At 59.4% G+C, this 11,520-nt stretch carries 10 protein-coding genes; 6 read left to right on the forward strand and 4 right to left on the reverse strand.

Features of this window, described 5'->3' with window-relative positions:
* Positions 1 to 3: 3 nt before the first annotated feature.
* Positions 4 to 807 (reverse strand): alpha/beta fold hydrolase, encoded by an 804-nt coding sequence (locus tag QNH97_RS07250; protein ID WP_283556229.1) that lies wholly within the window; start codon positions 805 to 807, stop codon positions 4 to 6.
* Between the two features lie 14 nt (positions 808 to 821).
* Entirely contained in the window at positions 822 to 1,745 is a 924-nt protein-coding gene (locus QNH97_RS07255; RefSeq protein WP_283556230.1) for a PA3225 family LysR-type transcriptional regulator, read from the reverse strand.
* A 50-nt stretch (positions 1,746 to 1,795) separates the two neighbouring features.
* Between QNH97_RS07255 and QNH97_RS07260 the strand changes: the two genes are divergently transcribed.
* The 4 genes from QNH97_RS07260 (at position 1,796) to QNH97_RS07275 (ending at position 6,066) form a co-directional block, all read left to right on the forward strand.
* Complete coding sequence (locus QNH97_RS07260) at positions 1,796 to 2,110, forward strand: 3-phosphoglycerate kinase (RefSeq protein ID WP_283556231.1); 315 nt, start codon at positions 1,796 to 1,798, stop codon at positions 2,108 to 2,110.
* Positions 2,111 to 2,260: 150 nt separating this feature from the next.
* Positions 2,261 to 2,860 carry an FMN-dependent NADH-azoreductase gene (locus tag QNH97_RS07265; RefSeq protein WP_283556232.1) on the forward strand — a complete coding sequence of 200 codons (600 nt, stop codon included), beginning with the start codon at positions 2,261 to 2,263 and terminating at the stop codon, positions 2,858 to 2,860.
* Positions 2,861 to 3,253: 393 nt separating this feature from the next.
* A complete protein-coding gene (locus QNH97_RS07270; protein ID WP_283556233.1) occupies positions 3,254 to 5,116 on the forward strand; it encodes an ATP-binding protein in 1,863 nt (620 codons plus the stop codon).
* Between the two features lie 83 nt (positions 5,117 to 5,199).
* Positions 5,200 to 6,066, forward strand: a complete 867-nt coding sequence (locus QNH97_RS07275) for a carboxylate/amino acid/amine transporter (RefSeq protein WP_283556234.1) — start codon at positions 5,200 to 5,202, stop codon at positions 6,064 to 6,066.
* 111 nt (positions 6,067 to 6,177) lie between these two features.
* On the opposite strand, the gene QNH97_RS07280 is transcribed toward QNH97_RS07275, so the two are convergent.
* Positions 6,178 to 7,476, reverse strand: coding sequence for a mechanosensitive ion channel family protein (locus QNH97_RS07280; RefSeq protein ID WP_283556235.1), 1,299 nt, complete (start codon positions 7,474 to 7,476; stop codon positions 6,178 to 6,180).
* A 193-nt stretch (positions 7,477 to 7,669) separates the two neighbouring features.
* Between QNH97_RS07280 and QNH97_RS07285 the strand changes: the two genes are divergently transcribed.
* Positions 7,670 to 9,016: a DEAD/DEAH box helicase gene (locus QNH97_RS07285; RefSeq protein WP_283556236.1), complete on the forward strand. Its 1,347-nt coding sequence runs from the start codon at positions 7,670 to 7,672 to the stop codon at positions 9,014 to 9,016.
* Between the two features lie 238 nt (positions 9,017 to 9,254).
* Here the strand turns inward: QNH97_RS07285 and QNH97_RS07290 are convergent, their stop codons facing one another.
* Entirely contained in the window at positions 9,255 to 9,530 is a 276-nt protein-coding gene (locus QNH97_RS07290) for a hypothetical protein (protein WP_283556237.1), read from the reverse strand.
* Between the two features lie 279 nt (positions 9,531 to 9,809).
* Here QNH97_RS07290 and QNH97_RS07295 point away from each other — a divergent pair, with 279 nt between their 5' ends.
* A complete protein-coding gene (locus QNH97_RS07295; RefSeq protein ID WP_283556238.1) occupies positions 9,810 to 11,516 on the forward strand; it encodes a ShlB/FhaC/HecB family hemolysin secretion/activation protein in 1,707 nt (568 codons plus the stop codon).
* Positions 11,517 to 11,520 lie beyond the last annotated feature (4 nt).

An 11,520-nucleotide genomic window follows, 5' to 3' on the forward strand; every position in this document is an offset into this window, starting at 1 on the left:
GGGTCAGTGATCCTGAGTGGTGGAATCGGTTGCGGTCAAAAAGTCGAGCAGGGTTTGATTGAAACGTTCGGGTTGATCCAGCGGGGTAGCGTGCCGTGAGTCGGCGATGACCACCAGCCGTGCATCGGGCAGCAGTTTTACATAGGCTTCTTTCAGCGCCACCGGGGTGTAGTCGTGGTCGGCGCAAATGACCAGGGTTGGACAGGCGACCTGCGACAGTCGTTCCTGCACGCCCCAGCCGACGATGGCATCGAAGCTGGCGAGATAAGCATGTTTGTCGTTTTTTGCCCAGCGCCGAGCCATTTCCAGGCGTAACTCGGTTTGTTCGGGCTTGGGAAACAGCTTGGCGCCCAGGGCCTTGCCAATGGTTTCCAGGCTGAGAATGCGCATCAGGCTCCAGCGCTTGAACCATTGCCAGCAGTCGTCGGGCGTGCGGACTTTGACTTCCGGCGCGCTGTTGACGATGCACAGGCTCTTGACGAGGCCGGGGTGGTCCACCGCCAGTTGAAAGCAGATCATGCCACCCATGGACCAGCCCACCAGATGCACCGGACCCAGGTCCAGATGTTCGATCAGGGCGACCAGGTCGGCGCTGAAGCCTTCGATGCTGTAGCGCTCGCGCGGCTTGTCGGAACGCCCGTGGCCGCGCACGTCCACCACGATCAGGTGGTAGCGGGCGGACAACACCGGGATCTGCTTTTCCCAGTCGCGGGTGCTGGAGCCCAGGCCATGGACCAGCAGCAAGGGGGCGCCGTGGCCATATTCCTCATAGTGCAGGTTACAACCTTCGTGTTCGAAATAGGCCATCGGCGAAGTCCTTGTCAGGCTTGTTCAGGGGCGGCGAACGGTGCATCCAGCGGCGCGGTGTCGAAAGTGCGCAGCAGTTCGATAAGGATTTGCGTGGCCGGACCCAGGGGTTTTTCCTTGTTTGAATACAAATAGAAGCTCGGGTTGCGACTGCCACCCTGATCCAAGGGTAGACGTTTGAGCGTGCCTTCCCGCAGTTCCCGCTCGATCATGTGCCGGGGCAGCCAGGCGAAGCCCAGGCCGCTGCCGACGAACGTCGCGGCGGTGGCCAGGCTGCCGACGGTCCAGCGCTGCTCTGCGCCAAGCCAGCCGACGTCCTTGGGTTGCTGGCGGCCGGAGTCGCGGATCACCACTTGCAACTGGCTTTCCAGGTCCTGGAACGTCAGCTCGCGATTGTGCCGGTGCAGGGCGTGTTCGGGATGGGCCACCGCGACGAACTCCACGTCGCTCAATTCTGCGCCCAGGTAACCCGGAATGCTGAAGCCGCTGATAGCCAGGTCGGCCACGCCTTCAAGCAACACTTCCTCCACCCCCGACAACACTTCTTCACGCAGCCGCACCCGGCAGCCTCGGCTTTGCGGCATGAACGCAGTCAAGGCGCGCACGAGGCGGGCGGTGGGGTACGCGGCATCGACCACCAGGCGCACCTCTGCTTCCCAGCCTTGCTCCATGTGATGGGCCAGGTCCTCCAGTTGGCTCGCCTGTTTCACCAGTTGCCGGGAGCGACGCAGCAACACGCCGCCGGCTTCGGTCAACACGGCCTTGCGCCCGTCGATGCGCAACAACGGCACGCCGAGTTGATCCTGCATGCGGGCCACGGTGTAGCTCACCGATGACTGGGAGCGATGTAGCACTTCGGCGGCTTGGGCGAAACCACCATGGTCCACCACGGCCTGCAGTGTTCGCCATTGATCAAGGGTCACGCGGGGCGCTTTCATATTGGGCTTCTCTTGTCCTAAGCTGGCGGTCCCTTGGTGGAGACTGCCGAATGAAGAAAATCTGTTGTGCGCTGCTCGCCCTGTTGCCGCTGACTGCGTTTGCGTACCCGATCGATGTGGAGAAACACCTCAACGGCCTGAGCATCGACTACACCGCCTATGACACCGATGCCGACATCGGTTCCATCCAGGTCAACAACTACGGCGGCACGGACGCGGCCTGCACCGTGGTGTTCCGCAACGGTCCCGAAGCGCCTCGCACCCGCAAGATCGAAGTCGCCGCCGGCAAGTTCAAGAACGCCACCGCCAAGTTCAACCGCAACATCATCAAGCTGCGCATCGAGCTGACGTGTAAGCCGAAGTAACCCCGCGCGGGGCTGCGACAGAACGCATGCTCCGCTTATAAACGAAAATATCGATGCTTTGCAGCAATTATTTGCGCTTTTTCATCGATATGGTCACGTTTAATCTTCACTCCATCGACTGACAACATTCTCAGATGGAGCCTACATCCCATGTCCCGCGTTCTGATCATCGAAAGCAGTGCCCGCCAGCAAGACTCGGTTTCCCGTCAACTGACCCAGACGTTCATCAGCCAGTGGAAAGCCGCGCACCCAGCTGATGAAATCAATGTTCGTGACCTGGCCGTGAACCCGGTACCGCACCTGGATGCCCATTTGCTGGGTGGCTGGATGAAGCCTGCCGAGCAGCGCAACGACATCGAAAACGCCTCGCTGGAGCGCTCCAACGAATTGACCGATGAGTTGCTGGCCGCCGACGTACTGGTGATGGCTGCGCCGATGTACAACTTCGCCATCCCCAGCACCTTGAAGGCCTGGCTCGACCACGTGCTGCGTGCTGGCGTGACCTTCAAATACACCCCCACCGGCCCCCAGGGCTTGCTGGCGGACAAGCGCGCTTTCGTGCTGACCGCTCGCGGGGGCATTCATGCCGGTGGCAGTACCGACCATCAGGAACCCTACCTGCGTCAGGTCATGGGCTTCATTGGCATCCACGACGTGACCTTCATCCATGCCGAAGGCATGAACCTGGGCGGCGACTTCCAGGAGAAGGGGTTGAATCAGGCCAACGCCAAACTGTCCCAAGTCGCCTGATCTGTTAATCCTCGGGTAATCGCCAGGTGGTCTAGTGGCCTGGCGCTTCCCTTCAAACCGTTTTGCGCATCGAACCTCCCTTTGCACTTGTTGCTCCTGAGTGCAGTAGCCCGATTGAACGCTTTAGCGAGATCGGGCTTTTTTTTGGACTGGAAATAGCCCCCACTTAAATGGGCCCGAGGCTAAATCCACGGCGCAGGGAAATGTATTGATCGGAGCCTCAGTCAGATTTTGACAAAGTCTCCCCAGTCCCGCTGTGGTAGGCTATTTCGCAAATCGAAAACACCTTCGTAAACACGAAAAACTGGCGCTTCGGTCAAGTAAGTCTTGCCGTCAATACTTGCAGAAAGTGAAAACGATCCCTGCTTGAAATTACAGTATGGAGGCTGTGATATGTTCAAAGTCAGACGGAAAACTTGGGCTTTATTCTTGGCTTATCTCATCGGGGCCAGTGGCTATATCTATTACCTGTATGTCGAGACTCAAGACGTTCTCACTGACAACGTTAATAGCAAATTGCTGCATGCCGCGTTGGGCGCTTCGGCCATCCTCGGTGACCGTTACCACGACAATCTGATCGACAAACAATCCAAAACGCCAGCGCAAGACTGGGATGCCATTCAGCGGCTCTCCAGCTTCAATGAGTCCATGGGCACGGCTTTTGTCTACAGCGTGGTTAAACGCGCTGGAAAGGCTTATCTGATCAGTTCCAGCGCATCACCAGAAGAAATTCAAGAGAAGAATTTCGTGCGCTTTTTTGATCCTTATCCAGATGCCAGCCAGGCATTACTTGATAGTTTTGAGCGCACCGAGCCGACCTGGATCGACTATTCGGATCATTGGGGGGACTTTCGCGCCGTCTTCGTCCCCTTAAAGTCCCAAGACGGCACGGTGTATGTTGTCGGCGCGGAAATTACGTTGGCGGACTACTATCAACAACTTAATCAGGACTCCCTGTACCACATTATCCTGGCCATTCTGGTGTTTCTCGCTTTCAGTCTTTTGCGCATGCGCGCTCATCTCCAGCAATTGCAAATAAACGAAAAAATATTGAATCAGGCCAAAAATGCCGCCGAGGATGCCGATCGCTCAAAAACCAGATTCCTGGCGACCATGAGTCATGAAATCCGCACCCCCATGTACGGCGTCATCGGCGCCACCGAGTTACTCGCCCGGTCTGCCCTGGACCCCGAGCAGCGCGGTCTGCTGACAACGATTCATTCCAGCGGACGGACCCTGCTCTCTCTGATCGACAACATTCTCGACCTTGCGAAAATCGAAGCGGGCAAACTTGAATTGAAACCGCGTGTTTTCGAAGTGAGAACACTGGTTTCATCCATTATTGAAATGATCCGGCAGAATATTCAGGACAAACCCATTGTACTGGAGGCTCAGTTCTCTCCGGACGTACCGCCCTTGGTCAAAACCGATATCGATTGCCTTCGCCAGATATTGACCAACTTGTTGGGCAATGCCGTCAAATTCACCGAGGCCGGAAAAGTATCACTCCTGGTCAGCGCCAGCGGCTACGGTCCTCAAGCCCGGCTCGATTTTTCCATACGCGATACCGGCATAGGCATCCCGCTGGAACGGCAAGACAGCCTGTTCAAACCCTTTGCCCAGTTTAAAGAGCCCGTCAGCCAGCGCTTTACCGGGAGTGGGCTGGGCCTTTCAATCTGTAAGACTCTGGTCGAGGCGCAGGGCGGGACTTTAACCTTCACTAGTCAGCCTGGCGTTGGATCGACGTTCTGTTTCTCACTGCCCATGGCGCTTTTTTCAACCCGGGAAATACCCACCGGGGACGATTCAGCGGCGGTGGGTTTCGACTCATCTTTTGCTGTGGATTACCCGCTCGATATCCTGCTGGTGGAGAATCATTCCCTGAGCCAGAAAGTGGCCACGGCGATGCTGCAAGAGTTGGGTTACGCGCCCGACCTTGCGTCAGATGGACTGGAGGCGGTCAACCGATGCATGACTTCGACTCCGGAGGTCATCTTCATGGACATCAACATGCCGGTCATGGATGGGCTGGAGGCCGTGCGTAAAATCCGCGAACTACCACGGGGCGATACTTGCTACATCGTCGCGTTCACCGCGAGCGCTTTTTCGAGCGAGCTAGATCGTTTCCGGGCTGCTGGCGCCGATGACATTCTAACCAAGCCGGCGAACTTCCAGGCGTTGACCCGAGTGCTTCAGCGTGCCGCCCACTTCCGGCAGCAGCACCGGGCCGGCACTTCGGTCGTGGATGCCGTTTGAAGATTGAGGCTGCACCATCGCGAGCACGCTCGCTCCCATCGTTCAAAACGGCTATCTTCGCCGCCACTTGAAACGGGGGGCGTATGGGCTATCTACTTTTTGTGACGCTGATCCAGGCGTTTTCCTTCAGCCTGATCGGGGAGTACCTGGCCGGGCATGTGGACAGCTACTTCGCGGTGCTGGTGCGGGTCGTGTTGGCGGGGCTGGTGTTCATTCCCCTGACGCGCTGGCGCCAGGTGGAGCCGTCGTTCATGCGCGGCATGCTGCTGATCGGCGCGTTGCAGTTCGGCGTGACCTACGTGTGCCTGTACCTGAGCTTTCGGGTGCTGACGGTGCCCGAGGTGTTGCTCTTTACTATCCTTACACCCCTGCACGTGACCTTGATCGAGGATGCGTTGAACCGTCGCTTCAACCCCTGGGCCTTGATCGCAGCGCTGGTGGCCGTGGCCGGCGCGGCGGTGATTCGCTACGATCGGATCAACCCGGACTTCTTCATGGGCTTTTTGCTGTTGCAACTGGCCAACTTCACCTATGCGGCCGGGCAGGTGCTGTACAAGCATCTGGTGGCCCGCCACCCGAGCGATCTGCCGCACTACCGGCGCTTCGGTTATTTCTATCTCGGTGCGCTGATGGTGGCGTTGCCGGCCTTCCTCTTGTTCGGCAAGACAAACTTCTGGCCTGAGGCGCCACTGCAATGGGGCGTGCTGGTGTTCCTTGGCCTGGTTTCCACGGCATTGGGATTGTATTGGTGGAACAAAGGCGCATGCCTGGTCAACGGTGGGACGCTGGCGGTGATGAACAACCTGCACGTGCCCGTGGGGCTGTTGGTGAACCTGCTGATCTGGAACCAGCATGAGGAACTGGGGCGGCTGCTGCTGGGCGGGTCGGTGATACTGGCGGCGGTGTGGATCAGTCGGTTGGGGGTGCGCCAGCCTCAGCCTTCACCCTGATCCCCTTGTGGGAGCGAGCTTGCTCGCGATGACGGAGTGTCAGTCAGCCGCTATGTCTCTGATACACCGCCATCGCGAGCAAGCTCGCTCCCACAGGGATCTGTGGTGGTTTCAGATCACCTGCTTCTGCGGCGCTGAAATGGAACTCGCCCCCAGCACCGCCGGCAGCAGCCCTGAACGCAAGTCCGTGCCGCTGGGCTGCTGATACAGGTTCAAACCGAACTCCGGCATCACCGCCAGCAGGTAATCGAAAATATCCCCTTGGATGCGTTCGTAGTCGGCCCATGCGGTGGTGCGGGTGAAACAGTAGATTTCCAGTGGGATGCCCTGGGCCGTGGTCTGCAACTGGCGGACCATGCAGGTCATGTTCGGCTGGATCTCCGGGTGGCTCTTCAAATAGGCCAGGGCATAGGCGCGGAAGGTGCCCAGGTTGGTCATGCGCCGACGGTTGGCCGACATCGCCGCGACGTTGCCCTGGGCTTCGTTCCAGGCCTTGAGTTCGGCCTGTTTGCGGCCAATGTAATCGGTCAGCAGGTGAACCTGGGTCATGCGCTGCTCTTCCTCGTCATGCAGAAAACGCACGCCACTGGCATCGATGAACAGGCTGCGCTTGATCCGTCGCCCGCCGGACTGTTGCATGCCGCGCCAGTTCTTGAACGACTCGGACATCAGACGCCACGTGGGGATCGAGACAATGGTCTTGTCGAAATTCTGCACCTTGACGGTGTGCAGCGTGATGTCCACCACGTCACCGTCGGCGCCGACCTGGGGCATCTCGATCCAATCGCCGACCCGCAACATGTCGTTGCTGGTCAACTGCACGCTGGCAACGAACGACAACAGGGTGTCCTTGTAGACCAACAGGATCACCGCCGACATCGCCCCCAGGCCCGACAGCAACAACAGCGGCGAACGGTCGATCAGGGTGGCGACGATGATGATCGCGCCAAACACATACAGCACCATCTTCGTCAGTTGCACGTAGCCTTTGATCGAGCGGGTCCGCGCATGTTCGGTGCGCGCGTAGACATCCAGCAGGGCGCTGAGCAAGGCACTGAGGGCCAGCACCAGGAATAGAATGGTGAAAGCCAGGGCGACATTGCCCAGGAAAACCAGGCTGGTCTTGCTCAGCTCCGGCACCAGGTGCAGGCCAAACTGGATGATCAGCGACGGCGTCATCTGGGCCAGGCGGTGGAAGACTTTGTTATGGCGCAGGTCGTTCATCCAATGCAGGGCCGGTTGGCGCCCGAGCAATTTGGCCGCGTGCAGGATCAGGTAGCGCGCCACGCGCCCGAGCACCAGGGCAATGACCAGCAGCAACATCAGGGCGAGGCTGGAATGCAGGAGTGGGTGCTGGTCAAGCGCACCCCAGAGGTCTTGAAGGTTGACCCAGAGTTGTTTGATGTCCATGGACGAAACGGTTCTTCTATAAAGACGCGACGGTGCGATTAGAGCATTTAAGCCTGGTCAAGTGACCGTTGATGACAAATCGGCTTATAAAAATCCACTGATTTACCGCCGTTTGTATAAAGAAACTCGGCCTTCGCGCTCGAAACCGTTACCCTATGCAGCTGTTTTTTTGCATTTCTTCGAGGTAGCACCCGTGTTTTCCCAATTCGCCCTGCACGAACGCCTGCTCAAAGCCGTGGCCGAGCTTAAATTTGTCGAGCCAACGCCGGTGCAGGCAGCGGCTATTCCGCTCGCGCTCCAGGGGCGTGACCTGCGGGTGACGGCACAGACCGGCAGCGGCAAGACCGCCGCGTTCGTGTTGCCGATCCTCAACCGCCTGATCGGCCCGGCCAAGGTCCGCGTCAGCATCAAGACCCTGATCCTGCTGCCGACCCGTGAACTGGCCCAGCAGACCTTGAAGGAAGTGGAGCGCTTCTCGCAGTTCACCTTCATCAAGTCCGGCCTGATCACCGGCGGCGAAGACTTCAAGGTCCAGGCCGCCATGCTGCGCAAGGTGCCAGACATCCTGATCGGCACGCCAGGGCGGATGATCGAGCAACTGAACGCCGGCAACCTTGACCTCAAGGAAGTCGAAGTGCTGGTGCTGGACGAAGCCGACCGCATGCTGGACATGGGCTTTGCCGAAGACGTGCAGCGTCTGGTGGACGAATGCACCAACCGCCAGCAGACCATGCTGTTCTCCGCCACCACGGGTGGTTCGGGCCTGCGGGAAATGATCGCCAAGGTGCTGAACAACCCTGAGCACTTGCAGCTCAACGCAGTCAGCCAGCTGAACTCCACCACCCGTCAGCAGATCATCACCGCCGACCACAACCAGCACAAAGAACAGATCCTGAACTGGTTGCTTGCCAACGAGACTTATCAGAAAGCCATCGTCTTCACCAACACCCGGGCCATGGCCGACCGTATCTACGGTCGTCTCGTGGCCCAGGAATACAAAGCGTTCGTGCTGCACGGCGAGAAAGACCAGAAAGACCGCAAACTGGCCATCGACCGCCTCAAGCAAGGCGGCGTGAAGATCCTCGTCGCCACCGACGTCGCTGCCCGGGGCCTGGACGTGGACGGCCTGGACATGGTCATCAACTTCGACATGCCCCGCAGCGGCGACGAATACGTGCACCGCATCGGCCGTACCGGCCGTGCCGGCAATGACGGCCTGGCGATTTCGCTGATCTGTCACGGCGACTGGAACCTGATGTCGAGCATCGAGCGCTACCTCAAGCAGAGCTTCGAGCGCCGTACCATCAAGGAAGTCAAAGGCACCTACGGCGGACCGAAAAAGGTCAAGGCCTCGGGCAAGGCCGTTGGCGTGAAGAAGAAAAAAGTCGACGCCAAGGGCGACAAGAAGAAAACCGGCGCCAAGGCGCCCACCAAGCGCAAAATCGCCAACCGCCCGAAGACCGACGCCCTGTCGCTGGTCAGCAAGGACGGCATGGCCCCGCTCAAGCGCCGCAAGCCAGAAGCGCCTGCGGCTGATTGAAGCGGCGGTAGAGCTTCATGAAAAACCGGACCTTGGGTCCGGTTTTTTTATGGGCAATCAGTTTCGCCACCAACCCCTGTGGCGAGGGAGCTTGCTCCCGCTGGGCTGCGCAGCAGCCCCAATGGTGTGTGTTCAGCATTGTTCCGTGGTGAGACTTGGTTTTTTTGGGGGCGCTTCGCACCCCAGCGGGAGCAAGCTCCCTCGCCACGGAAGCGAAGTGGTGCTCAGGCTAGGGCAATCACCCAGCCTTCTTCTCCGCCTCCTTCAACTCTTCCAGACGCTTATCAATCAACTGGCACTTATCCGGCATGTCCTTGCTGGCAGTCTCCATATCCATGGCCTGCAACTCATCATTGATTTCCTTGGCTTTGGCCGGGTTCTGCTCGGTGAGCTTGGTCACTTCCTGGGCCAGTTGTTCCCGCTTGGTAGTGGCTTCCTCTGGCGTGCAAGTGGCCCAGGCGGGCAGGGCGCAGGTGAGGGTGGCGGCAAGGGTGAGCTTGAGGAGGGTTGTCATGGCAGGGCCTCGTATTCCTTGTTGGGCAGGTAATGGGTTGAGGCCGGGGTTGATCGGAAAGTTCATTCGCTGAGGGCTGTGAGGATCTGTGTGTTCTGTTTGTAGGAGGTTTCCAGCTCTGCCCCCGGATCTTTCGCACCGTTGTACCGGAGGCGTCCGATTTCAGACGAACGGATCCAACAATAACCTCAAAGCTCAGGCGAATAAGTTGACGTCAAAATGATGGCTAACTAATATCGCGCCACTATTTTGATGTCACTTTGGATCGAAGGATCGAACATGCTCTCACCCACCTTCTGGGCGAGGTTGGGCCTGGCTTTGCTATGCCTTTCTCCGCAGATGGTTGCGCAAGCAGCCCCCACGCCTGGCGACACCGACCTGATCCGAGAGCGCCAGAACCGCTTGCTCGAAGAGCAGCGCCGCCGGTTGGAAGAGCTCAAGAACCTGCCCGGCAAGGAAGCGAAGCCGACCCAGCCGACAGCGCCTGTCGATACCCGTTGCTTCCCCATCAAGACCATTGAACTCAAGGGGGCCGACAGCCTCTCTGCCAGTGAGCGCGAGCGACTGCTCAAACCCTACATCGGCCAATGCCTGGGCGTTCCGCAGCTCAACGAACTGCTCAAGGTCATCACCGACCACTACATCGAAAAAGGCCTGGTCACCAGCCGCGCCTATCTGCCGCAGCAGGATTTGTCCGGCGGGCATTTGAATGTGCTGGTGGTGGAAGGGCGGCTCGAAGGCTTGAAGGGCGCCGAGAACAGCAAGCTGTCGGATCGCGAGTTGGCGATGGCGTTTCCTGGGGCGACCGGCGACTTGGTCAACCTGCGGGAGATCGAGCAGATGGTGGACCAGCTCAATCGCCTGTCGTCGAATCAGGCGAAGATGGAGCTGACCCCCGGCCAAAACGTTGGCGGCAGTGAAGTGCGCGTGACCAACGAACCGCAAAAACCCTGGCGTGCCGGACTGTCCCGCAGCAACGACGGCCAGCGCAGCACGGGCGAGCAGCAGTGGGGCACCAGTTTCGAGTGGGACAGCCCGCTGGGCTTGGCCGACCAGTTGATGTTGCGCGGCGGTCACGACGCGATGACCGACCACCAGCACACCTCCCGCAACGCCATGCTCTATTACAACCTGCCGTTTGGCTGGTGGAACGTCAGCTACACCTACAGCCAGAGCGAGTACCGCTCGCAAATCGCGGCCAACGGTTTCAACTTCAAGCAGACCGGCGACAGCCAGAACCATCAGTTGCGGGTCGAGCGGGTGATCCACCGAGACGCCCTGAGCAAGACTTCCCTTAACACCGGCCTGGCGTACCTGCGCACCAGTAACTTCGTCAATGACAGCAAGCTCAAGGACAGCAGCAATCGCATCACCGAGGCGCAGTTCGGCATCACCCATGGCCGGCGAGTCGGCAGTGCCTTCGTCAACTTGGACCTGGGCGTGCAGCAAGGCCTCGGCGCCTTCGATGCCCAGGGCGATCACGACCCGGGCCGGGGCCTGCCGGATGCGCGCTACCGCAAATACACCGCCACCGCCAGCTACCTGCAACCCTTCAAGCTGTGGGGTGAATCGTTCAGCTTCAGCAGCCTGATGACCGGCCAGCGCAGCGAAGACGCGCTGTTCAGCCCGCAGCGCATGAGCCTGGGCGGGCAATCCTCGATTCGTGGCTACAAGGACCAGTCGCTGTCCGGCGACAGCGGCGGTTACTGGCGCAACGACCTGCGCTGGAGCCGCCCGGTGACGCTGCCCTGGCTGCGGCCGGTGTTCGCCGAATACGGCACCAGCCTCGGTTATGACCAGGGCGTGATTCGCGGCAATCGCTACAACAGCGATCCGCACGGGCGCATGTCGAGCAACTCGGTGGAGTTGTTCGCCCGCGGTGAGCACTTGAGCGCCAGCGTCACCTTCGCCCATTCCCTGGAACGTCCGGATGCCCTGACCGAGCGCGAAGCGCCGATCTACTTCCGCGTGGATGCATTCCTCTAATTTC

The sequence above is a fragment of the Pseudomonas sp. G2-4 genome (assembly GCF_030064125.1).
GTDB lineage: Bacteria > Pseudomonadota > Gammaproteobacteria > Pseudomonadales > Pseudomonadaceae > Aquipseudomonas.

Bases quoted from the DNA above. Each gene is read 5' to 3' on its own strand.
- QNH97_RS07250 (WP_283556229.1), bottom strand. From the start codon at position 807: ATGGCCTATTTCGAACACGAAGGTTGTAACCTGCACTATGAGGAATAT.
- QNH97_RS07255 (WP_283556230.1), bottom strand. From the start codon at position 1,745: ATGAAAGCGCCCCGCGTGACCCTTGATCAATGGCGAACACTGCAGGCC.
- QNH97_RS07260 (WP_283556231.1), top strand. From the start codon at position 1,796: ATGAAGAAAATCTGTTGTGCGCTGCTCGCCCTGTTGCCGCTGACTGCG.
- QNH97_RS07265 (WP_283556232.1), top strand. From the start codon at position 2,261: ATGTCCCGCGTTCTGATCATCGAAAGCAGTGCCCGCCAGCAAGACTCG.
- QNH97_RS07270 (WP_283556233.1), top strand. From the start codon at position 3,254: ATGTTCAAAGTCAGACGGAAAACTTGGGCTTTATTCTTGGCTTATCTC.
- QNH97_RS07275 (WP_283556234.1), top strand. From the start codon at position 5,200: ATGGGCTATCTACTTTTTGTGACGCTGATCCAGGCGTTTTCCTTCAGC.
- QNH97_RS07280 (WP_283556235.1), bottom strand. From the start codon at position 7,476: ATGGACATCAAACAACTCTGGGTCAACCTTCAAGACCTCTGGGGTGCG.
- QNH97_RS07290 (WP_283556237.1), bottom strand. From the start codon at position 9,530: ATGACAACCCTCCTCAAGCTCACCCTTGCCGCCACCCTCACCTGCGCC.
- QNH97_RS07295 (WP_283556238.1), top strand. From the start codon at position 9,810: ATGCTCTCACCCACCTTCTGGGCGAGGTTGGGCCTGGCTTTGCTATGC.